Origin of the sequence: Acinetobacter sp. Ac_5812, from assembly GCF_013072695.1 — a bacterium.
Classification (GTDB): domain Bacteria; phylum Pseudomonadota; class Gammaproteobacteria; order Pseudomonadales; family Moraxellaceae; genus Acinetobacter.
In genome coordinates, this window is sequence record NZ_LXUK01000008.1 from 176,853 (window position 1) to 198,924 (window position 22,072).

Annotated in this window: 21 protein-coding genes and 3 tRNA genes; 8 read left to right on the forward strand and 16 right to left on the reverse strand. The window is 42.1% G+C overall.

Annotated features, from left to right (window positions below):
• Positions 1–107: 107 nt before the first annotated feature.
• The 5 genes from A7P55_RS06825 to tpiA all read right to left on the reverse strand — a co-directional run bounded on the left by A7P55_RS06825 (position 108) and on the right by tpiA (position 1,668).
• Positions 108–184 (reverse strand) — tRNA-Met (locus A7P55_RS06825).
• Between the two features lie 87 nt (positions 185–271).
• Positions 272–348, reverse strand: a tRNA-Met gene (locus A7P55_RS06830).
• Positions 349–392: 44 nt separating this feature from the next.
• Positions 393–477, reverse strand: a tRNA-Leu gene (locus tag A7P55_RS06835).
• Positions 478–534: 57 nt separating this feature from the next.
• On the reverse strand, positions 535–864 hold the full coding sequence (gene secG, locus A7P55_RS06840; RefSeq protein ID WP_004802318.1) for a preprotein translocase subunit SecG: 330 nt from the start codon (positions 862–864) through the stop codon (positions 535–537).
• 12 nt (positions 865–876) lie between these two features.
• Entirely contained in the window at positions 877–1,668 is a 792-nt protein-coding gene (tpiA, locus tag A7P55_RS06845; RefSeq protein WP_171551564.1) for a triose-phosphate isomerase, read from the reverse strand.
• 371 nt (positions 1,669–2,039) lie between these two features.
• On the opposite strand from tpiA, the gene pilB reads away from it, so the two are divergent.
• The 4 genes from pilB to coaE are packed head-to-tail and all read left to right on the forward strand — an operon-like array spanning position 2,040 to position 6,486.
• Positions 2,040–3,752: a type IV-A pilus assembly ATPase PilB gene (gene pilB / locus A7P55_RS06850; protein ID WP_171551565.1), complete on the forward strand. Its 1,713-nt coding sequence runs from the start codon at positions 2,040–2,042 to the stop codon at positions 3,750–3,752.
• A 24-nt stretch (positions 3,753–3,776) separates the two neighbouring features.
• The gene (locus tag A7P55_RS06855; protein WP_171551566.1) at positions 3,777–5,006 is read left to right on the forward strand and encodes a type II secretion system F family protein; all 1,230 of its coding nucleotides are present in this window, start codon (positions 3,777–3,779) and stop codon (positions 5,004–5,006) included.
• 12 nt (positions 5,007–5,018) lie between these two features.
• A complete protein-coding gene (locus tag A7P55_RS22790; RefSeq protein ID WP_171551567.1) occupies positions 5,019–5,879 on the forward strand; it encodes an A24 family peptidase in 861 nt (286 codons plus the stop codon).
• Between the two features lies 1 nt (position 5,880).
• Entirely contained in the window at positions 5,881–6,486 is a 606-nt protein-coding gene (gene coaE / locus A7P55_RS06865; RefSeq protein ID WP_171551568.1) for a dephospho-CoA kinase, read from the forward strand.
• Here the strand turns inward: coaE and A7P55_RS06870 are convergent.
• From A7P55_RS06870 to A7P55_RS06880, 3 genes are all read right to left on the reverse strand, one after another.
• Positions 6,483–7,394, reverse strand: a complete 912-nt coding sequence (locus A7P55_RS06870) for a DMT family transporter (protein WP_171551569.1) — start codon at positions 7,392–7,394, stop codon at positions 6,483–6,485. The genes coaE and A7P55_RS06870 overlap by 4 nt on opposite strands.
• A gap of 30 nt (positions 7,395–7,424) precedes the next feature.
• Entirely contained in the window at positions 7,425–8,174 is a 750-nt protein-coding gene (rlmB, locus tag A7P55_RS06875; RefSeq protein ID WP_004802304.1) for a 23S rRNA (guanosine(2251)-2'-O)-methyltransferase RlmB, read from the reverse strand.
• A gap of 130 nt (positions 8,175–8,304) precedes the next feature.
• Positions 8,305–8,631, reverse strand: coding sequence for a pyrimidine/purine nucleoside phosphorylase (locus tag A7P55_RS06880; RefSeq protein ID WP_004802302.1), 327 nt, complete (start codon positions 8,629–8,631; stop codon positions 8,305–8,307).
• A gap of 496 nt (positions 8,632–9,127) precedes the next feature.
• Here A7P55_RS06880 and recN point away from each other — a divergent pair, with 496 nt between their 5' ends.
• The 3 genes from recN (at position 9,128) to ruvX (ending at position 11,891) form a co-directional block, all read left to right on the forward strand.
• Positions 9,128–10,786, forward strand: coding sequence for a DNA repair protein RecN (gene recN, locus A7P55_RS06885; RefSeq protein WP_171551570.1), 1,659 nt, complete (start codon positions 9,128–9,130; stop codon positions 10,784–10,786).
• Between the two features lie 114 nt (positions 10,787–10,900).
• The gene (locus A7P55_RS06890) at positions 10,901–11,455 is read left to right on the forward strand and encodes a YqgE/AlgH family protein (RefSeq protein WP_004802298.1); all 555 of its coding nucleotides are present in this window, start codon (positions 10,901–10,903) and stop codon (positions 11,453–11,455) included.
• Complete coding sequence (gene ruvX, locus A7P55_RS06895; RefSeq protein ID WP_171551571.1) at positions 11,448–11,891, forward strand: Holliday junction resolvase RuvX; 444 nt, start codon at positions 11,448–11,450, stop codon at positions 11,889–11,891. Before A7P55_RS06890 ends, ruvX begins: the two co-directional genes overlap by 8 nt.
• Positions 11,892–12,001: 110 nt before the next feature.
• On the opposite strand, the gene A7P55_RS06900 is transcribed toward ruvX, so the two are convergent.
• From A7P55_RS06900 to A7P55_RS06910, 3 genes are all read right to left on the reverse strand, one after another.
• Positions 12,002–13,003, reverse strand: a complete 1,002-nt coding sequence (locus tag A7P55_RS06900) for an HlyD family secretion protein (protein WP_171551572.1) — start codon at positions 13,001–13,003, stop codon at positions 12,002–12,004.
• 65 nt (positions 13,004–13,068) lie between these two features.
• A complete protein-coding gene (locus tag A7P55_RS06905) occupies positions 13,069–13,275 on the reverse strand; it encodes a DUF1656 domain-containing protein (protein ID WP_004802293.1) in 207 nt (68 codons plus the stop codon).
• Positions 13,268–15,361, reverse strand: coding sequence for an FUSC family protein (locus A7P55_RS06910; RefSeq protein ID WP_171551573.1), 2,094 nt, complete (start codon positions 15,359–15,361; stop codon positions 13,268–13,270). Before A7P55_RS06910 ends, A7P55_RS06905 begins: the two co-directional genes overlap by 8 nt.
• Positions 15,362–15,791: 430 nt before the next feature.
• Here A7P55_RS06910 and A7P55_RS06915 point away from each other — a divergent pair, with 430 nt between their 5' ends.
• On the forward strand, positions 15,792–16,571 hold the full coding sequence (locus A7P55_RS06915; protein WP_171551574.1) for an IclR family transcriptional regulator C-terminal domain-containing protein: 780 nt from the start codon (positions 15,792–15,794) through the stop codon (positions 16,569–16,571).
• Positions 16,572–16,787: 216 nt separating this feature from the next.
• Here A7P55_RS06915 and pgsA read toward each other — a convergent pair whose 3' ends face one another.
• From pgsA to lpxO, 5 genes are all read right to left on the reverse strand, one after another.
• Positions 16,788–17,375 carry a CDP-diacylglycerol--glycerol-3-phosphate 3-phosphatidyltransferase gene (gene pgsA, locus A7P55_RS06920; protein ID WP_004802289.1) on the reverse strand — a complete coding sequence of 196 codons (588 nt, stop codon included), beginning with the start codon at positions 17,373–17,375 and terminating at the stop codon, positions 16,788–16,790.
• A gap of 103 nt (positions 17,376–17,478) precedes the next feature.
• Positions 17,479–18,276 carry a thioesterase family protein gene (locus tag A7P55_RS06925; RefSeq protein WP_171551575.1) on the reverse strand — a complete coding sequence of 266 codons (798 nt, stop codon included), beginning with the start codon at positions 18,274–18,276 and terminating at the stop codon, positions 17,479–17,481.
• Positions 18,277–18,380: 104 nt separating this feature from the next.
• Positions 18,381–20,180 (reverse strand): excinuclease ABC subunit UvrC, encoded by a 1,800-nt coding sequence (gene uvrC, locus A7P55_RS06930; RefSeq protein ID WP_171551576.1) that lies wholly within the window; start codon positions 20,178–20,180, stop codon positions 18,381–18,383.
• 103 nt (positions 20,181–20,283) lie between these two features.
• Positions 20,284–20,703 carry a PH domain-containing protein gene (locus tag A7P55_RS06935; RefSeq protein ID WP_171551577.1) on the reverse strand — a complete coding sequence of 140 codons (420 nt, stop codon included), beginning with the start codon at positions 20,701–20,703 and terminating at the stop codon, positions 20,284–20,286.
• Between the two features lie 90 nt (positions 20,704–20,793).
• Positions 20,794–21,708 (reverse strand): lipid A hydroxylase LpxO, encoded by a 915-nt coding sequence (gene lpxO / locus A7P55_RS06940; RefSeq protein ID WP_004802281.1) that lies wholly within the window; start codon positions 21,706–21,708, stop codon positions 20,794–20,796.
• Positions 21,709–22,072: the final 364 nt, after the last annotated feature.

Below are 22,072 nucleotides of genomic sequence, written 5' to 3' on the forward strand. Positions count from 1 at the left end.
GCTAAACAACCAATAAAAAAGGGCGTAAATCGCCCCTATGTTACACAGAAAAGCAATGCCCACTGTGCAAAAAGGCCCACCTTATTGTGAGCCTCTTTTTAGAAACTTGGTAGCGGGAGCTGGATTTGAACCAACGACCTTCGGGTTATGAGCCCGACGAGCTACCAGACTGCTCCATCCCGCATCAACGTGCAAAAATTATATACAAATATGAAAAAAAGTCAATTTAAGTTTTTTCATATTTGCTTGATTAAGTTGCACCTTAATCAAATGGTAGCGGGAGCTGGATTTGAACCAACGACCTTCGGGTTATGAGCCCGACGAGCTACCAGACTGCTCCATCCCGCAACAATACAAACACTGCACACACCAAACTTACTGGTTATTAAGCTTGGTGCGGAAGGGGGGACTTGAACCCCCACGCCCGAAAGCACTACCACCTCAAGGTAGCGTGTCTACCAATTCCACCACCACCGCAGTATTGTGGGACGCATTCTATTCCCTTAAACGCAAAAAGGAAAGTGCTAATTCAACTTATTCAGTTGTTTTTGGTGCAGTTGGTGAAGTTTCAGGCGATGTCGCTGGTGCAGATGTCGATGTCTGAACAGTTTTTAAACTATATGCATCTGTCGTTTGTTTTTTAGCAAATACGGCGAGCGTTAAACTAGTGACAAAGAACAAAGCGGTAAAAATCGCGGTTAAACGAGTTAAAAAGTTACCCGCACCCGAAGCACCAAATACGGTAGCAGCACCACCACCACCAAATGATGCGCCTGCTTCTGCACCTTTACCTTGTTGTACCAGAACCAAAGCAATAATTAAGATTGCCAAAATGATGTGTACAACGAGTATAAAACTATACATCTCAATTCCTCGTTATTTGCTTTGTGCAAATGCTTTTGCGATTTGGTAAAACGATTGCGCATTTAAAGATGCACCACCGACCAAAGCGCCATTAATATCTGGACATGCCGCCAATTCAACTGCATTTTCAGCTTTTACACTGCCGCCATAAAGAATCGCCATCTCAGCACCAAATGCCGTGATTTGCTTTAGACCTTCACGAATTTTTGCATGCATGGCTTGAGCATCAGCAGGAGAAGCCGTCTTCCCTGTTCCGATTGCCCAAATAGGCTCATACGCTATCACAATATTTTGCCATTGTTCAGTTTTTACTACAGCTGCCATATCACAAATTTGTTGTAATACCACTTGTTCTGCTGCACCCTGTTCACGTTGCTCTAAGCTTTCGCCCACACAATAAATAACAGTCAAACCAGCAGTTAATGCATTTTGTAATTTAGCTTTTAAAATTTCGACATCATCGCCAAATAATTCACGACGTTCAGAATGCCCAATTAAAACAAATTCAATGCCACTGTCTTTTAACAGTTCGGCGCTCACTTCACCTGTATAGGCACCTGTACCTGCGACACGAGAAACATCTTGCGCAACCGTATAAATCGTTCTCACTGCATCTTTAAATTGTGTCTGAATGCCGCTTAACGCGATTGCAATTGGCGCAACACCAATATGACATTGCTCAGCTGCAATATCTTCCTGTTGTAATAACTGTTTAAATTCTTCTACTAATTGGAAAGCATTCGCATGCATTGGATTCATTTTCCAATTGCCAACAACCCAAGGAGTAATGCTCGAGTTCGACATACTTCGCCCACCCACTGTTAATTTCTCAAAAATGCTGCATATTTTACACGGATTTTTATAAAATTCAGTTTTTTCTTTTACTGGTGTATAAATGACTAAAAATCATGAAGATCAGTAAAAGCTGCTATCCTACCGTCATAATATTATGGTGTTTCAGTGTAAAATTTAAAGCTTGCCACAATTGAATTGATTTGATTATTGGCAAGATTTAATTCAATGAAAGAAAATTAATTTGCAAAAAACTCGATCAGTTCAAAGTTTTCGCTATGAATCAAGGCAAAAACAACACTTTCTGTAGTAGTATTTTTGCATAACAAAAGTATAATTTTTAGAATACATATTATAAACATTTATTGTCATAAGGCGGACAGATGTCAGGATTACATACGTCTCCAAAGTTTTCGGGGTTTATTCGACGGTTAGTTGAAGATGGACACATGTCCACCACAACTATGCAAACCGCAATTGACGCGGCTAAAAAAGCACAACAAGACATCGTTGTACATCTGATTGAACAGCATCGTTTATCTCCCCTAACCATTGCTGAAACGATTGCAGCCGAATTCGGTGAACCACTTTTCGATCTGGCTGTATACGATACGGCTTTGCTACCTCGCGATCTGGCAGACAACAAACTCATTCAGAAGCATAAAGTTGCGCCATTACTACAACGTGGGCAAATTTTATATGTCGCGACCAGCAATCCCACCAATATTGAAGCGTTAGATGCCATTCGCTTTAATACCAAACTCAATATTGAGCCCATCATTGTTGAGCACATAAAACTCGAAAAACTGATTGAACAGCAGTTTGGAGATTCTGGTAGTTTCGATTTTGGTGAAAGTGAAGACTTTGATCTCGACATTGATGTAAGCCAAGATCCAAACAAAGAAGAGGATGACACGCCACAAGGCGATGAGTCTCCGATTGTCAAATATATCAATAAGCTGTTGATTGATGCGATTCGTATGGGTGCATCCGACTTACATTTTGAACCTTATGAAAAAATGTATCGTGTCCGCTACCGTGTTGATGGTGTACTCCGTCAAATCGCCAACCCACCCTTACAAATGGCAACCCGTCTCGCCTCACGTTTAAAAGTCATGTCTCAAATGGACATTTCTGAAAAACGAATGCCACAAGATGGGCGTATTAAACTTAAACTTTCCAAGACCAAATCCATCGATTTCCGTGTCAACTCACTGCCAACCTTATTTGGTGAAAAACTGGTACTTCGTATTCTCGATCCATCCAGTGCCATGTTGGGTATTGAAGCGCTCGGTTATGAAGATGAGCAAAAAGCCTTATTTATGGATGCCCTAGATAAGCCACAGGGCATGCTCCTCATCACAGGTCCAACGGGTTCTGGTAAAACTGTCTCTTTATATACAGGTTTAAATATCCTAAATACCGAAGACACTAATATTTCGACCGCCGAAGATCCAGTTGAAATTAACTTGGAAGGGATTAATCAGGTCAACGTCAATCCGAAAACAGGACTTACCTTCTCTGCAGCGCTGAAAGCGTTTTTACGTCAAGATCCTGACGTGATCATGGTCGGGGAGATTCGTGATCTGGAAACGGCTGAAATTGCCATTAAAGCCGCACAAACGGGTCATATGGTGATGTCAACCCTGCATACCAATAGCGCACCAGAAACCCTAACCCGTTTACGTAACATGGGGGTGCCTTCTTTCAACATTGCAACTTCTGTCAATCTGGTGATTGCGCAACGCTTAGCGCGTCGTTTATGTAATCAATGTAAAGAAGCCATTGAAATACCAAGACAAAGTCTATTGGAGCTTGGGTTTACTGAGCAAGACTTGGCGAACCCTGAGCTTACAATTTTTCAACCTGTCGGTTGTGCTGAATGTCGCGAAGGTTATAAAGGCCGTGTGGGGATTTATGAGGTGATGAAAGTTACACCTGAAATTTCCAGATTGATTATGGAGGATGGTAATGCAATACAAATTGCAGCAGCATCAGAACAAGCAGGCTTTAACAATCTCCGTCGTTCAGGTTTGAAAAAAGTCATGCGAGGAATTACCTCTTTGCAGGAAGTCAACCGAGTGACTAGTGAATAAAATTAATAAAAAGGATTAATAATCATGGCAGCTAAAAAAGCGCAAATGATGCCAACTTTTGCTTATGAAGGGGTCGACCGGAAAGGAGCAAAAATTAAAGGGGAATTACCAGCACGCAATATGGCCTTGGCAAAAGTCACTTTGCGTAAACAAGGCGTGACCATCAAAAACATTCGGGAAAAACGTAAGAATATTCTCGAAGGTCTGATGAAGAAAAAAGTCACCACACTCGATATTACGATCTTTACCCGCCAATTGGCGACGATGATGAAAGCGGGTGTCCCATTAGTTCAAGGTTTTGAAATTGTGGCGGAAGGATTAGAAAATCCATCCATGCGTGAGGTGGTACTCGGGATTAAAGGCGAAGTCGAAGGGGGTAATACCTTTGCTGGTGCACTGAAAAAATATCCACAGTATTTTGATAATTTATTTTGCTCTTTGGTTGAGTCGGGTGAACAGTCGGGCGCGCTTGAAACCATGTTAGATCGCGTCGCGATTTATAAAGAGAAAAGTGAATTACTCAAGCAAAAAATTAAAAAAGCCATGAAATATCCAATCTCGGTGATAGTCGTGGCTGTGGTGGTGACAATTATTTTGATGGTCAAAGTGGTCCCCGTATTCCAAGATTTATTTAGTTCTTTTGGTGCTGACCTCCCCGCTTTTACCAAAATGGTGGTAGAAATGTCAAAGTGGATGCAAGAATATTGGTTCATTTTGATCATCGTCATTGGTGCGATCATTGCCGCTTTCATGGAGGCAAAAAAGCGGAGTAAGAAATTCCGTGACTTATTGGACAAAATGGCACTGAAAGCGCCTATTTTCGGGGATTTGGTCTACAAAGCCATTATTGCCCGCTATAGTCGTACGCTTGCGACGACATTTGCCGCTGGGGTTCCGCTGATTGATGCACTTGAATCTACTGCTGGCGCAACCAATAACGTCGTTTATGAAGAAGCAGTGATGAAAATTCGCGAAGATGTCGCAACAGGTCAACAACTGCAATTTGCGATGCGTGTTTCAAATCGTTTCCCCTCTATGGCGATTCAAATGGTGGCAATTGGTGAAGAGTCAGGTGCTTTAGACAGCATGCTTGATAAAGTCGCAACGCATTATGAAAATGAAGTCGACAATGCGGTGGATGGCTTAACTTCAATGATGGAGCCTTTAATCATGGCGATTCTTGGTGTACTAGTGGGTGGTCTGGTGATTGCGATGTATTTACCAATCTTCCAAATGGGCTCAGTTGTCGGATAATTTGGTACTTAAATGCAATCTTTATTTTCTTATTTTATCGAGAACCTAACTGCACTTTACCTTGCAGTTGGGCTTTTTAGTTTATGTATTGGCAGTTTTTTAAATGTTGTCATTTTTCGCACCCCTCGTATGATGGAACAGGAGTGGCAGCAAGAATGTCAAATGCTGTTACACCCAGAACAACCCATCATCGATCAAAGTAAACTGACTTTAAGCCAACCAGCCTCAACCTGTCCAAAATGTGACTCGCCCATTCGTTGGTATCAAAATATTCCAGTGCTCAGTTGGTTAGTACTTCGTGGCAAATGTGGGACTTGTCAGAATCCAATTAGTATTCGCTATCCACTAATTGAATTACTCACGATGGTCTGTTCTTTGGTTGTGGTCGCCGTATTTGGTGCAACCATCCAAATGCTGTTTGGCTTAATCTTAACGTGGGTACTGATTGCCTTAACTTTTATTGATTTTGATACCCAACTTTTGCCTGATCGTTTTACCCTACCCTTAGCCGCGTTAGGTTTGGGAATAAATAGCTATGCGATTTATACTACAGCCGGCGCCGCAATTTGGGGTTATTTAATTGGTTTCCTATGCCTTTGGATTGTTTATTATATTTTTAAACTAATTACAGGCAAGGAAGGTATGGGCTACGGTGACTTCAAACTCCTCGCAGCCTTAGGCGCTTGGATGGGGCCAATGCTGCTGCCTTTAATTGTGCTACTCTCTTCAATGCTTGGCGCAATTATTGGTATTATTTTGATAAAAGTGCGCGGTGAAAATCAACCTTTTGCATTTGGTCCTTATATTGCGATTGCAGGTTGGATTGCCTTTTTATGGGGTGATCAGATTATGAAAGTTTATCTAGGTGGTTAATATGCGTTTTATCTTGGGTATTACAGGCGGTATTGGAAGTGGTAAGTCGGCAGCCACACAATGGTTTGAATCCCAAGGAATTACCATAGTCGATGCTGATATCGTAGCACGAGAAGTGGTTGAACCCGGCCAACCGGCCTTAAAGTCAATTCAAGATGCTTTTGGGGATTGGGTCTTATTGGAAGATGGTAATCTCGATCGGCGTGCCCTGCGTGAACATATCTTCCAATTTCCAGAAGCACGTCAAGACCTAGAAAAAATTACCCATCCGGCCATTCGTCAGTCGATTATTCAGCAATTACAACAAGCTGAAAGCCCATATGTGATCTTGGTTTCGCCCCTACTGTTTGAAACCAATCAGCATGAACTGGTCCAACATACTTTACTGGTCGATGCTGATGAGCAAACACAACTACAACGTGCCAGCCAACGTGATGGGCAAAGCGAAGAACAAATCCGAAAAATCATTGCTGCGCAAATGTCGCGTACTCAAAAACAACAATTGGCAGATGATATCGTGATCAATGATGGACTATTAGAACATCTCCATCAACAGCTCAAACCTTTGCACTTCAGTTATTTACAACGAGCAGAACACGCTTTTTAGCCTTGTTTCTGTTTAGCGAGTTGAGTCGCTAAGGTGTCTTTACGCAGCCATCGCCATGGTTGCAGTGCACCGACTCCCATTCCGATCAAGCCACACACAATCGCAGCATTCAGCGGCTCGTTCAACAATGGGACTGCCACAACAGCAGCAATAAACGGTGCCAATGTGACAATACTGCCCGTCTTAAATGCACCCAAACGCTCAATCGCAGCCACATAAGTCAAAGTTGCTACGATCACTACCAAGACACCATGAAACAGCCCTTGAATCAATAAATGTACAGGTGCTGCATCTTGAAAATGCTTAGGAATAAATAAAATATAAATCGGTAAATAAATAATCGCCGACCAAATCACCACGCCAGCGGTTGCATGCCAAGCAGATAGTTTCCACTGCTTTAAGAGTACCGTGAAAATCCCCCACCATATCGCACTAATAAAAAGCAGTAGATCTCCAACACCCAATGCTGAAGCTTGCTGATGTAGCATCAAATAGCTCATCAGCATCAAAGCCGCCATCATAATCAATAGGCTTAACCAAGTGTGTTTATCAAAAGGCTGTCTAAACAACAGATAAGCCGCTACAGCGGTACACAAGGGAATACAGCCATTAAGAAAAATAGCGGCATGGGCTGCAGGCGCATGTAAAAAGGCGGTATAGACCGTTAAACAGTAAACCAAGCCGCCAATAAGCGCCAAAATAACAGGACGTGGATGCCATAAGAAGGCAAAATCTTTTTTATAGATTAAGACTGGGAGTAGAATCAAAGAGGCAATTGCAAAGCGCATTGCCACAAGATCCCAGACACTGATATGCCAATGTGCATTGAGACGGGAAAAAATGGTAAATCCGCCCCAAATACACATGGTAATAAAGACAAAGAAATAGCCTTGCGTACGGATGGTCATCTGAGTTTACATTGCCAACATTTGGCTAAATTATACAGCACTACGCTGACGACACGCCTCATAAAGTGCCATACCTGTTGCCACACTCACATTCAGACTTTGTAGATCACCAGACATTGGAATATAAACGGTATGATCACATTGTGACTGAGTAATTGGACGAAGGCCTGTATCTTCTGCACCCATAACAATCACTACAGGACCTTTGAAATCACATTGTTGTATCGGCAATGCTTTCTCATCCAGCATCGTCCCGATCACACGGGTATGGGTCGTGTCTTTTAAATGCGCTAGGGTTCGAGCGAGGTTAGTGACTTGAATAAATTTGACTTTTTCAGCGCCGCCTGCTGCAACTTTACGTGCTGTCGGGGTTAAACTGGCTGAACGATCACGGGGAACAATCACCGCCTGAACGCCCATCGCAGCCGCAGTACGAATACATGCGCCCAGATTATGCGGATCAGTCACTTGGTCAAGTGCTAACAACAATGCATCTGGCGACTGTTGCATGATCTCATCCAAATCTTTTTCATTTAAGGTTGGATGTGGACGCACAGCAGCCACTACACCTTGATGAAATGGTAGCCCTGCAAGCTTTTCTAAGCTATCACGACTGGCTTTTTGTACGCTGATACCAAAAGGTTCTGCCAACTGCAAAATTTTTTGCAAACGCTGATCATCACGACCCTTCAATGTAAATAAAGTCAAAACGCGTTCAGGCTCCAACTCCAACAATGACTCCACTGAATGAACGCCATAATAATATTCGGGTTTTGCCATGAACGACCTCGTTTAGAAGCTCCTCTTTTATCAAGAGGATATTAGGGAATTTTAAAAAAACAAAAATCCTGCAAAGCAACTTTACAGGATTTTCTTTGAGCGTAGTGTACTCGATTTAAGAAGGAATAGGTTAACCTTCTAAATGGCAAACATAATCGAGTACTTCATCTGCTTCAATGTGAAACATGCTGTTTCCAGGTACATAAAAAGACTGACCTGCGCGGAATAATTCACTTTCAGTGCTATCTGCGATTTTGACACGGCATTCACCAGAAATAATTTCCATACGCTCTGGAACATGTGTTTCGAACGTTAAAGCTTGTTCAGTAGGTAAAATAACCCCTAAAGTCTTTTTTGTACCATCTTCAAATTGTACAGTATGGCTAATACACGCCCCACCAAAATACACATTCGATTTCTTAATGACCGTTACATGATCAAATTGCACTGAACTCATGCGTACTCTCCAAATAATGCCGCATTTATATTAGATTATGCTGGACGTAGTTTAATTGTGCCGTGACAACTAATCAATCCATTTTCTAGGCTAAACATAGCAATTTTCATACCTGAGCCCAGATTAACAAAGCATGAGAAGCATCGCTTCGCAAGGTCTGGGCGCAAGACGAACAGTTATGCTGCGAGTGCGAAGATCAGCAAACATCAATAATGTTTACCTGAGTGCAAGACCTTGCGCCATATATGGCTCATATGCTGCGAATGGCGAGGATTAACAAAGCTAAGCATACCAACTGTTTACTTATCGCAATGGCTAAGCATAAGACCAACCACTTTTCTAGTCACGATTAAGAAATACAAAGTGAAACTTTCTCTTAAACTTACAAACTATCAGTAATTCCTCAGTAAATCAGGAAAATCCTGTATTCCGCTCTTGTCGTCACTTTAAAACTTCTCTATCTTTAAGCAAAAGATTCCGTGCATTGGATGCGTTTATGCTCACCCATTTAACTTTAATTAATTTTGCACTCGCCGACCATCTGGCTTTAGACATTGAACAAGGCTTCAATGTGCTGACTGGTGAAACTGGTGCGGGCAAATCATTACTGTTAGATGCACTTTCAGCGTGCTTAGGTGAACGCACTGATACCAATTATGTGCGTTATGGTGCAGACAAAGCCGATGTTACCGCTGTGTTTAGTTATCAGCCCAAAAGTGCGGAAGCACATTGGCTCACCGAACATGAATTGGATGATGATTCTGGTGAAATCCATTTAAGACGTGTGATTTTCGCTACTGGCCGCAGCAAAGCGTGGATTAATGGACGTCCGAGTAGCTTAGCCGAACTGAAAGAAATTGGACGCTTGCTCGTCCAACTCTATAGTCAACACAGTCAACAACAGTTACTCGAACCGCCTTATCCGAGACGCTGGCTAGACCGTTATCATAATTTCGCAGAACCTTCACAAGCAGTACGTGAAGCGTATAGCACATGGCAACGAAATATTCGTCAACATCAAGCCGCTTTAGATGCGCAAGCGACACGTATTCAAAAAATACAAAGCCTAGAGTCCCAAATAGAAGAGCTTGAAGAGGTTATTCAAACCGATTATCGCGAAACAGAACAAGAGTTTGATCGTCTCAGCCATCATGAACATATCATGCAGGACTGTAGTTATAGCCTCAATGTCTTGGATGAAGCGGAACAAAATATCACCCAAGAAGTTGCCTCAATCATTCGTCGCTTAGAATCTCATGCAGGTCGTAGCGAACAGTTAGCCAGTATTTATAACTCTTTATTAAATGCACAAAGCGAAATAGACGATGCAACCGCAAGTTTGCGTCAGTTTATTGATCGTCAAAGCTTTGACCCTGAACGCATGGAACAGTTGAATGCAACCCTCGAAGTCTTCCATCGTCTAGCACGTAAACATCGCACTCAACCGGAATTACTGAAACAAGAATATGAAACTTGGCAGCACGATTTAGAGCAACTCCATCAACTAGAAGATCCAGAAACACTGGCCGAACAAGTTGAAGTTTCCTATCAGGCATTTATACAAGCTGCACAACATCTGGATGATATTCGACGTGCGGCCGCAATTCCATTGGCGAAACAACTGACTGAACAAGTTAAACCATTGGCACTACCTGAAGCACATTTTGAATTTAAATTTGAACCACAGGAACCTAATGCAGAAGGTCTGAGCTTTATTCAGCTTCTCTTTACTGCAAATAAAGGGATTCCACCGCAACCATTGGCACGCGTTGCATCAGGTGGTGAGTTATCTCGTATTGCACTGGTCATGCAAGTGATGAATGCAGAGAAAACAGATGCAGAAGTGCTGGTCTTTGATGAAATTGATGTGGGGATCAGTGGTGGCACAGCAGAAGTGGTGGGTCGCTTACTGGCTGATCTGGCACAACACGTCCAATTATTGTGTATCACACATCAGGCGCAAGTTGCAGCACAGTCAGATCAACATTTATTGGTGAAAAAACAACAGACTGATCCAGCCAGCAGTACCATCATCGAGTTGGGAGAGGAACAGCGTATCCTCGAATTGGCCCGCATGTCTGGCGGGGTCGAAATTAGCGAAACCACCTTACAGCATGCACGCCAACTGCGTCAGCTTAAGTTCCAAACGGCCTAATTAAAGCGATAAAATTTCAGAAAAAGATTGGCGAAATCCGATTAACTCTTGTATGTTGATAAAAAGAACCTATATAGATAAATCAACACAATACATTGATGGAGAATCGCCTAGGTGACGAAACAATATTTAACTCACCGTTGTCTCATCGCTCCACCAGACATGGCAGATGACTTTTTTGCCAATACAGTCATCTATATTGCTCGCCATGACGAAGACGGCGCTCAAGGCATTATTATCAACCGACCTTCAGACTTACAAATCAAAGAATTACTCAATGATTTAGAGATTGATGCAGATAACGTACATCCTCATGCTGTATTGCAAGGCGGTCCTTTGCGCCCTGAAGCTGGATTTGTGCTGCATACTGGTCAGCCGACATGGCATTCATCCATTGCGATTGGTGAAAATGTCTGTATCACCACCAGTAAAGACATTTTGGATGCAATTGCACATAACGAAGGTGTAGGGCGTTATCAAATTGCTTTGGGTTACGCCAGCTGGAGTAAGAATCAGCTCGAAGAAGAAATGATACGGGGAGATTGGCTGATTTGTGAGTCGGATATGGATTTAATTTTTAATTTGCCTTATCACGATCGTTGGGATGCCGCTTACAAAAAAATTGGGGTAGACCGCACTTGGTTTGCTTCTGAGATTGGTCATGCCTGATATACAAACACCCCAATCCATCATGGCATTTGACTTTGGTACCCAAAAAATGGGGATGGCGATGGGTCAATCCAGTATTGAAAGTAGCAATCCCCTACCATTATTTCCGATGAAAGATGGCATTCCAGACTGGGATAAATTATTAAAGATTGTCAAAGAATGGCAACCTAATTTATTTATCGTGGGTTTACCACTGAATATGGATGATAGTGAATCTGAACTGTCTGCTCGGGCGCGAAAATTCGCCCGTCGTTTACGCCACCAAACCAATATTGAAACATGGATGGTGGATGAGCGCTTAACCACACGGGAAGCCAGAGAAGAACTCGAATTTTATCAAAGTAAAGGTCAGGCAAAACGTTTATCGGCTGATAGCTTTGCAGCGGCGCTATTGATTCAGAGCTGGTATCGCGACCCAGTTGGAATTACCCCTTAAAAATATCCCCCATAAGATTCAATCGCCTAGTGCTATGAATACCACTAGGCGATGATGTCAAACTCAAAGCACGTTTCACGAATAAAATAAGATTTTTAACCTTAATTGAATTACTTCTCGATAATTCTAACTGTTGCCGTACGTCCAGAAACAAAGGCCAATGGATTTTTCGGCTGCTCATCCAATACAATTTTCACTGGTACGCGCTGTGCCAAACGCACCCAGCTAAAGGTTGGATTCACATTGGCCAATAAATTCGAGCTGCCAGAACGTTCACGATCTTCAATCCCCGTTGCTATGCCTTGTACATGGCCCCGAATACGTTGCTTATCTCCCATCAACTGTACGGTTGCAGCATCACCCACATGAATACGGTTCAGTTTGGTCTCTTCAAAATAACCAACGACATAGAGCTGATGACGGTCTAATAAAGCAGCAACCGCCTGTCCTACCTTCACATAATTACCCACCCGTAAGTCAAAGTTTGACAAGGTGCCATCCGCAGGTGCAACCACTTCAGAACGATTAAGATTCAACTCAGCCAAATGTAAGCTGCTGGTTGCCACTTCGATTAATGCTTGCTGCTGTTGAATGGCTGCATTGGCTTGCTCAATACTGGCGGTGAGCTGCTCACGCTCAGCAACAGCTTGATCACGAGTCGCAAAAACCTGATCTTGCTCTTGTTTAGAAATCGCACCATCCATCAAGCTGGCATAACGTGCTGCATTTTTCTCAGCCAGTTTCATATTGGCTTCAGTTTTCACTAAGCTCGCTTTAGAACCTGCTAAATTTGCATGTGCTTGTGCTAAACCTGCTTTGGCTTTGGCAAGATCTGATTTGGCTTGTTCAACATCCAAAGCCTGACGTGCCACATCAATCTTGAACAGCACCTGCCCTTTTTTTACCGTCTGGTTATCTTGTACCAAGACTTCAGTCACTAAACCATTCACATCAGAAGCAACTTGAATCACATCACCACGTACACGCCCATCACGTGTCCACGGTGCTGCATTGTAGTAATTCCATAAATGCACGATGGTGTAAACGGCAATCACAACTGCAACCAGCAATACAATTGGACGTATAACTTTTCTTACATCAAATGCACTCATGTTTATTACCTCTACCACCTTTCTTTAAATCATTAAATTTTAGAATGAGCATTTCGTCCAAGACCTCAGGCCCACAGCCAAACAAACAGACAATGCACCAGTAGCATCAAACCCAAGTAAAAGCACAAATTGAAAATACTGGGCAATGCAATCCAGCCTTTGATGACCAAACGATCAACTAAGGGGCTGAGTAGCTTAAACAGCACATAAGCAACAATGGCTTGTACCAAAAGGATTGGGATATAAACCCCATAAAGATTCATTTCACCCATGAGATAACCCTAAACCATAGCTGTCCGAATACATCTGTTCGATTGAAACATGACCAATACTTTCACAAATATTATTCAGTGAAATGAGCAGCCGTTGCCGCAACTGCACATCTTCAATCTGTTGAGAGATGTCTTGTAAACGTTCTATTTGTTGCACAATCTGAATCGGAAAATGATGAATTGAAAGTTGCTTTTCTTGGCTCTGAAAATAATCTGCCAACTGCTGTTGTAACTGGTTCAAGCCATTTTGTAGTTCCAATAACTGTGGCAATTTTTGGCTAATTTCTTGCAAACGGACTAAATCAACAATCGAACTACTTTCAACCAATGCATTGTGAATCGCTGTTTTCACGTCTGGATTTTGTACCATCTTGGTATTTAATACCCCAACACGGTCCAACATACTACGTAAATGAATTTTAAAATCAGTGCCATAAGACAGATGTAAAGCTTGGCGCATCGCCTGATAATGCAAAGCTAAAATTCGCGTCGCGCTGGTATCTGGTGAAACAGCACGGACTAAATCAATCACAATCAGGGAGACCAAAACGCCTAACACCATGGCAAAGGAACTATCCAGATAAGAGACAGCATCCATGGTATATTTGTTGTGTAGGTTCAAGCCCATCATGGTATTAATCCCGAGCACCATCCCCACAGGCATCAGCATTTGATTGGCCATCATGGTCACAGCAACAAGGAATACTGGAAATAGTACCAGTGCCAATTGCCAGAAATGAGTGATATGTGGAAAGATTCCAAAAGCATAGATGAAAACTAAACCCGCCGAGACAATACTGCCCCAGATAAAAATACGTAATACAGGCACTGGATTATCCAAGGCCGTTAAGATACAGGCAGTAATCGCCCCCATTTGAGCCATCATAAAGCCTGCTTTCCAACCCGAAAGAATCCAAGCTGCGGTCACAATAAAGGTAATTAACACCGCACTGATGCCGCCACGAACGGCAATGCCATGATCCCGATGCAAACTCGGATACTTGGTGGTGATTGCAGTAATTTCAGCTGGAATCTCTTTGTTGCCTTGCTGAATTTGCTGCCAAATCAATTTCACCGCCAACATATTGGCAATAAAATGACGAACATCCATCTTCAAGGCACCCAATACAATTTGTTGTTCGGCTGTGGCTTGCGCAATCAGCTCGGCAAAATCTTCTTCGAATTTTATCGGTAAACCCTGCAAAGCACTGGATTGAACAATGCGCTCTTGCTTTAAAAAAGCCAAGGTATCTTGGCGGATACGATTTAAATGCGGCCTAAGATTACTGAGTTGCATTTGTTCCAATTGTTTCACCCGTTGCGATAGAGCCACAAGATTGGCGACCACCAAAGACACCTGATGCAGCATTTCCTGCAAGGTTTTGGTCATGCCCTTTAACTCACCTTTTTCATAAGCCAAATGTACGGCTAAAGCATGAATATCAGCTGTATCACGGGTAATCACCGACAAAATTTGTGTATAGTCTTCTGGCGTTTCTTGAACAGTAATCAGCTTTTCAAAAGTACTTTCCAAATCATTCAGGGTTTTATTGACCCGCTGTTTAATCATTGCACCGACATGCACAGGGAAAAAGGTTGCTGAAACCACGGCGGTTGAAATCACCCCCACGGAAATTTCAAGCACACGCGCCAAGGCAATATCAAAAATATTATAGCTGTCAATATAGGTAATCGCGTTATACACAATCATGGCGGTTGAATAACCCGCTAGCATGAATACATAACTACGTGGTGTCCGGTCGAGCAAAGAGACATAGAGTGCAAAGCCCACCCATAAGGACAAAATAATGGTAAACAACCAAGGGGTATTAATAAAATGAGGGGTCAAAAACAAGGCAATCATAGCGCCTGCGACCGTTCCGACCAAGCGATACACACATTTTGAAGACACCATACCCGAATAGGGACTGGCAATAATCAACACCGTACCAATCGACCACATCGGATTAATCAAATCCAACTCAAACGAAATAAACAGTGCCAGCATACCTGCTACAAAGGTTTTGCAGGCAAAGATGAGGTCAAGTCGACTCGGTCTAAAAGCCAACAGCTGTTTAAATAGCATGAATATGTCTCAGTTCAGCGTCAGTTTAATCACGCATGCCATCACTAAAAAAGTGACAAGCTGTCCAGACTGATTTGAAAGCATTCAGATCAGGGCAAGTGCGATGAGTGAAACTGGATATAAGGAGTGATCTGCAATACTTAGCATTTTTAGGCATTTTCACCTAAAAATAATTATCCACATAAGACATTGCATAGCTTATTTTTTCAAAATCGAGTAAATTAGTCAACACAAATTATCACCATTTGATAATTTTTCATTTTAATTTAAAATAATCACTATAAAATTTATCATTTTTCTCAGTATTCATGCTAAACGATTGATCTCGGATGATCAGATTTAAAAGTACATACACGACCTTTCGCTTTTCTGTTATAAAGCAATAAAAGTTCGGTTTTCACGTTATTTTGTAAGGAGTAGGCGTCCCATCATGGCCATTTCGAGTTTTGGTAAAATTCTTACTGTGCTGGATTTATTTTCAGTTTCACGTCCGATTATCAATGTCGATATCATTTGTGATGAGCTTGCGCTATCCAAACCTACCGCTTATCGTTATCTCAAAGAACTGGTTTCGACGGACATCTTAAAGCGGATTAGTGGCACATCGGGTGACTATACACTCGGCTCTAAAATTGCCGTTTTAGATTATATTTCTCACAGCACTGACCCACTGATTCAAATCAGCATTCCCTTTATGCGCGATATCGTGGAACGTACCGAACTGTGCTGCTTATTAACCTATTTAAATCATGATTATTGTATCGATCTACATCATGAGACCTTTAAAGATGCCGAATTACTCTCTTTTGGCCGAGGTTGTCCACGACCCGTTTACGTCGGTGCTTCGCCCAAGATCGTGATTGCGCATTTAAGCAAGCAACGTATTCAAGCCTATTATCAGCAGTTTTCAAAAGAATTGGCACAAGTTGGATTTGCGCAGACTCAGGATGAATTCATCCAACACATGCGGAAAATTAAAAAACAGGGATTCTACCTATCCCAAGGTGAAATCGATCCTCAACTGTGCAGTTTGTCTGTGCCGATCCGTTTCTCCAGCAAAGAGGCCCCAATTGCACTCACATTAGTGGCTTCAAAGAATCGTTTTGACTTCATCAACATTCAAAAGTTAATTGAAATCTTGCAAAATAATGCGGCTCAAATTGAACATAAATTTGCAACACTGTCTGAGAGTCAAGGTAACCCGATTTGAGAATATTAAAAAACATTTACATTTTACATGGTTGTAAATTTCAGTAAATTCTCATATGATGATTATGTTCTTCAGCATACTCTCCCAAAAGAGCATGGCTTTCCTCAGAGAACTAAGCTCATCGTTGTATGGGCTTTTTTCTTGTCTAGCCACTCATCCGGCAATAAAAAAGCCCTCTTTATAGAAGGCTTTTTAAATATTAGCTTTGTAACACGATTAAGGCTGTTTTAAGTACGGCCATGCTGCTTTCAAATAAATAAACATCGACCATAGGGTGAGAATCACTGCGGCATACAGTAAAGCATAGGCCCAGATTTCCAATGGTTTCCAGTTCAATAAGAACACACTAATCGCAATCATTTGGAAAGCTGTTTTGTATTTTCCAACAGTTGAAACCGCAACACTGGTACGAGCACCTAACTCTGCCATCCACTCACGTAGCGCAGAAACGGTAATCTCTCGCGAAATAATTACAATCGCAGCAAAAGCCATTGAAATATTCGGCTGCCATTGCACCAAAACAATCAGTGCGGCGGCAACCATCAACTTATCTGCTACTGGATCAAGGAACCGCCCAAAAGCAGAGCTTTGATTTAAAGTTCGTGCCAAATAGCCATCCAACCAATCTGTCACCGCAGCAAGTACAAATACCGCTGTCAGTATCAGATGACGCATCATTCCCCCATGATGCTCAGCAATTCCAATTGCCGGTGGCCAATAAGCAATCACCAAGAAAACAGGAATTAGGGCAATACGTGCCAAAGTTAAAATATTAGGAATGTTCAGGATTTGCCCTGTACTCATAAACACCGCCATGTTGTTCGCATCAAATATGCATGTCGCACAAAGGATGTGCCGAGATTATCCATGTGTAAGCAACTTTATACGAAATGCACCGCAGTGTCGACTAGGCAAAAACGGCAACTGTCTGTCTAAGTACCGCAATTAAGCGGTTTTCACGATCCCAGATATACGCATATTCCGTTGAATAACCATGTTCTGCATATTCAGTCACGACTTTGTATTTAAACCAATCTTGAATTTGATCCACAATCGGCTGCAAATAGGTAATCTGCCAACTCAATGAGCTCGCTGGTGCAGGCGTTTTAAACATCGGTAAAACCCCTGGTGGCCAGACATCCATCAGTGCAAACAGATCTGCCAATTGCATGTTACGGTTTGGGTGCAAACTAGGTGCAAACCGCCCCCAACCACCAAAATCAGGCACCTTACTGCCTGCCATTGGATAACTCCCTTCTGCCCAACACAACTCAAATTGCTGTAAACATTCGGGCATTAACCCCTCAATATAGAAGGTTTTATCCAGTTGTTCGGCCGTTGGATAGTCTGGAACTGTAGGTAAGTTTTGCACATGAATCCGCGATTCACGTTGTAGGCCAAAACTGGCCACCAAAATACTTTGTACCGCATTATCCTGCCAGAGTCGGATTTCTAAAGTCGTGACTGATTTTCCTTCACGTAATATTTCAGCACTGAGTCTGGCCCGTCCTTGTTGCACTGGGCCGACAAAAGTGATGTTACAGCTCAACAGTTGTTTGGCCGCATCTTGTACCGTACTCAGCGCCTTTTGGATCATCAGTCCGGCAATCAACCCGCCAAACACTGTTCGGCCTTGTAGCCAACCTGATGGAATATCGATCCATTCTTGTTGTTCAACCTGTTGATAGAGCGGAAGCAAGGACATCATTTTTCCTTTATCATCGAAATACACTATCTTTGAATGTTTTTCGCCATTTGTGAATGATCGTTTACACCGCAATACAGGGAAGATTGTGTCAATCGGTCAAATTACTCATGTAAGATTTTATAAATCGTCCGTGCCAGAACCGCACCCAACCCCGGGACTAACATCAACTCTTTTTCCGATGCTCTGAGTACCCCTTGTATCCCACCAAAATGCGTCAATAAGTCGCGACGACGCTTTGGTCCAAGTCCGGGAATGGCTTCTAAGACTGAGCTACTGCGACGTTTATCTCGTTTGGCACGATGCTTGGTGATCGCAAAACGATGCGCTTCATCACGTACCTGTTGAATGAGGTGTAGCGCTTTATGATCTTCTGGAAGCTGAATCTTGGTGCCATCGGTAAAATGTAGTGTTTCCAATCCCGGCTTACGACCTTCACCTTTAGATACCCCGATCATAAAGGCATCCAGCTCTAGCTCTTGCATAACCTCCATCGCCATATGCAATTGCCCTTTACCTCCATCAATGAGCAGAAGATCAGGCAACATATTCTTTTTATAGCGACGGATCAGAGCTTGCCGCATGGCAGCATAATCATCGCCCCCCGTAATATCCTGAATGGCAAATTGACGGTAGTCTCTCTTTCGTGACCCACCTTGATCGAACACCACACAGGAAGCAATGGGTGCTTCGCCCATGGTATGACTAATATCAAAGCATTCAATCCGATCAATCGGACGTCCCACCACCTGTTCAAGCTGATGAAAACGTTCAGTTAACTCTAAATGATTACTGAGCTTACCTTTAATCGCATGTTGTACATTCATTTGAGCCAACTCTAACCATTCGGCTCGAGTCTCACGGACTTTATGTTTAATCTGTACCCTTTTATTAAAAGTTTGCTGTAACGCTTCTTCCAATTGTTTTTGATCTGGCACATCAACATTCACAATCAACTCTGTCGGCACTTCATCGGCAACTTGGAAGTAAAAGTTCGCCATAAAGTCACTGAGCATCTGTCCCAAATCATCACTCAACATATCTGGGAAATAACTTTTACCACCGAGCATGCGTCCATTACGCACATACATAATCTGGACGCAAGTCACCCCAGCTTGATAAGCAATCGCCAGAATATCGGCTTCACCTTTGATTTTAAACACCGCTTGCTGTGCCTGTACTTCACGAAGTAAAGACAAACGATCTCGATAGAACACTGCCTTTTCAAATTCCAGTGCTTCTGCGGCCTGCTCCATTTTCCCAATCAATTCTTGATTCAGCTCTTTGGTATCGCCCTGAAGGAACCTAATCGAGTTATCAACATCTTCTTTATAGTCGGCTGGGCTAATCAGTCCCACACAAGGTGCTGTACAACGTTTAATTTGGTATTGCAGACACGGACGTTTGCGCTGTGAAAAATAGCTGTTCTCGCATTGGCGAACATTGAACAGTTTCTGCAACACCAATAAGGTATCGCGCGCACTATAAGCACTTGGGTATGGCCCAAAAAACTTACCAATTTGATGCTTGCCCTTACCTCGTCCGCTGGCGATTCGAGGATAGGGCTTGTCTGAGGAAACAAAGATATAGACGTAGGATTTATCATCCCGCAACATGATGTTATAAGGCGGGCGATGTAGCTTAATCAGATTTTGTTCAAGCAATAAAGCTTCGGTTTCAGAACGTACCACCAAGCTTTCAATATCATAGATACGAGCAACCAAGGCCTGTGTTTTTGGATGCTCGATGGTTTTTACAAAATAGCTCGACACACGATTTTTTAGATTTTTGGCTTTACCGACATACAGTAACTCCCCATCTTTACCCAGCATTTTATAAACGCCAGGTAACTGAGTCATATGCGTCAGTATTTTTTCAATGTGTTCTCGAGCGTTTGGGTTCACGACATGCCTATTCTCTCTATTTACATCACATGATGTGATGTTTGCTTAATTTTTTTCAAGCCTTAAATGTGAATATCATGTAAGCGCTAAGTTTATAAGTGATTTAATGCTTCGAAAGGGTTTGATTTAAGGCCTTGCAAAAAGCTTGCTTATTCTTAGGTGACACCAGAATATGACTGGCAACACCATCTTTCTGATAATCAATACGTAAACGATCTAAGGATAAAGCAGGAGATGAAATTAAATTATGGCTCGCGGAGATTTTAGTAATATCTGACTGCTTGATCTGCCACTTGAATAACATCGAATGAATCGTTAAGTGTTGTTCGGTCACCAGATAGCGGGTATTGAAAATTGGCCACCATAATAATGCAATGGTCAGAAAATATAGGACGGCATGTTCAGGATACTCCTGCATGGTGCCTTTCACATACATCGTCCATAAAAATTGCAGTAACAAGCCTGTTGTTGCAATCACGATCCCCCAGAACCACCAATCAATTTTAGAACGAAACGTTTGCATAGATTTTCAAAGTGAATGTTATGAATTAAAAATATTCTAAGCCAAATTCCATAAAAAAAACGCCCTTTCGGGCGTTCATATTATTCAAACTTAAAATACATAAGGTCTTATAAAAATCAGGAAAAATAGACCGAGCATGATGAACCACTTCAAAAAGTAATACAGGGAACGGTTCGATTTCTTCAAAGCTTTGGCTTTAATACGAATCTGATAAATATAACCAAATGCTTTGTTTAAACCACCTGTTTGGTCACCCGCTTCATTGGGTGAACTCGCAGCCGTCATCACACTTTTACCAAACCAGTGATTAAATTTCTCCATAAAGCGGGTCTTTAATGGACGCTCTACATCTGCGAAGAAAATAATGCGGTTTTGGTCTGTGGTATTTTCAGCATAATGGATATAAGTTTCATCAAAAACTACACTCTCACCATCACGCCAAGAATAGCGCTCACCATCAACATCGATAAAGCAGCGATCATCATTCGGTGTGATTAAACCTAAGTGATAACGTAATGAACCTGCATACGGGTCACGGTGACGAACCAAACGACTATCTGGTGCCAGCTCAGTAAACATTGCTGCTTTAATCGTTGGCAATGTCTTTAACAAAGCTGTTGTTTTTGGACAAAGTTCGGCCGCTGATGGATGTGCCGAGTCGTACCATTTCAGATAGAATCGCTTCCAACCTGTTTTAAAGAATGAGTTAAAGCCCAAGTCATCATAGCTACTTGAAGCTTTAATACCACCTTTGTCGTACAACGCTTTAGCTTCATCACGAATCATTTCCCAATTTTCATCCAGAACTTTTAGATCCTGAAAATGCTGGGTGTCGATATACGGCTGATTCGGCACTTTAGAAAACATGTACATTAAAAAGTTAATGGGTGCGAGAATCGTAGAATGGTCAAAAAACTGACGATAAAACGAATGCTTTACTTTACCACGGCGCTGAATATACAACGCAGAAATGATAAAAATCGCTAATATGATCCACTTAATCATAGATTACTCTATCTTCTTAGCTGAAAACCAAATGCCAATTTGATAACCAAATCTCAAAATCGCACTCAAAACAAGCTGGCTATTCTAGCAAATTTGTCCACTTAAATACCAATTTGCTTTACCTAAATCGGACAAAAGCGCTTTTCAGTTTTCCCATCACAATCAAAGAGTAAACATTCTATTTTTCCCAAAAAATTTATTTTTATTCATGCTTTAGCAATTCAAGTCTAAGCTTACAATAAATTGATGACCCTAGCGTCACGGCTTGATACAACTTGTTATGTCCTTTTTGGATATAGTTATCGTAAGATTAGCGAAGCATTTTTTGTGTGCTGAACTGCACATACGCTTTATGACATCCACT

Bases quoted from the DNA above. Each gene is read 5' to 3' on its own strand.
- pilB (WP_171551565.1), top strand. From the start codon at position 2,040: ATGTCAGGATTACATACGTCTCCAAAGTTTTCGGGGTTTATTCGACGG.
- ruvX (WP_171551571.1), top strand. From the start codon at position 11,448: ATGCCTGATATACAAACACCCCAATCCATCATGGCATTTGACTTTGGT.
- A7P55_RS06910 (WP_171551573.1), bottom strand. From the start codon at position 15,361: ATGCTATTTAAACAGCTGTTGGCTTTTAGACCGAGTCGACTTGACCTC.
- A7P55_RS06900 (WP_171551572.1), bottom strand. From the start codon at position 13,003: ATGAGTGCATTTGATGTAAGAAAAGTTATACGTCCAATTGTATTGCTG.
- lpxO (WP_004802281.1), bottom strand. From the start codon at position 21,708: ATGATTAAGTGGATCATATTAGCGATTTTTATCATTTCTGCGTTGTAT.
- rlmB (WP_004802304.1), bottom strand. From the start codon at position 8,174: ATGGCAAAACCCGAATATTATTATGGCGTTCATTCAGTGGAGTCATTG.
- tpiA (WP_171551564.1), bottom strand. From the start codon at position 1,668: ATGTCGAACTCGAGCATTACTCCTTGGGTTGTTGGCAATTGGAAAATG.
- secG (WP_004802318.1), bottom strand. From the start codon at position 864: ATGTATAGTTTTATACTCGTTGTACACATCATTTTGGCAATCTTAATT.
- coaE (WP_171551568.1), top strand. From the start codon at position 5,881: ATGCGTTTTATCTTGGGTATTACAGGCGGTATTGGAAGTGGTAAGTCG.
- A7P55_RS06935 (WP_171551577.1), bottom strand. From the start codon at position 20,703: ATGCAAACGTTTCGTTCTAAAATTGATTGGTGGTTCTGGGGGATCGTG.
- recN (WP_171551570.1), top strand. From the start codon at position 9,128: ATGCTCACCCATTTAACTTTAATTAATTTTGCACTCGCCGACCATCTG.
- pgsA (WP_004802289.1), bottom strand. From the start codon at position 17,375: ATGAGTACAGGGCAAATCCTGAACATTCCTAATATTTTAACTTTGGCA.
- A7P55_RS06905 (WP_004802293.1), bottom strand. From the start codon at position 13,275: ATGGGTGAAATGAATCTTTATGGGGTTTATATCCCAATCCTTTTGGTA.
- A7P55_RS06915 (WP_171551574.1), top strand. From the start codon at position 15,792: ATGGCCATTTCGAGTTTTGGTAAAATTCTTACTGTGCTGGATTTATTT.
- A7P55_RS06855 (WP_171551566.1), top strand. From the start codon at position 3,777: ATGGCAGCTAAAAAAGCGCAAATGATGCCAACTTTTGCTTATGAAGGG.
- A7P55_RS06880 (WP_004802302.1), bottom strand. From the start codon at position 8,631: ATGAGTTCAGTGCAATTTGATCATGTAACGGTCATTAAGAAATCGAAT.
- A7P55_RS06925 (WP_171551575.1), bottom strand. From the start codon at position 18,276: ATGTCCTTGCTTCCGCTCTATCAACAGGTTGAACAACAAGAATGGATC.
- A7P55_RS06870 (WP_171551569.1), bottom strand. From the start codon at position 7,394: ATGACCATCCGTACGCAAGGCTATTTCTTTGTCTTTATTACCATGTGT.
- A7P55_RS22790 (WP_171551567.1), top strand. From the start codon at position 5,019: ATGCAATCTTTATTTTCTTATTTTATCGAGAACCTAACTGCACTTTAC.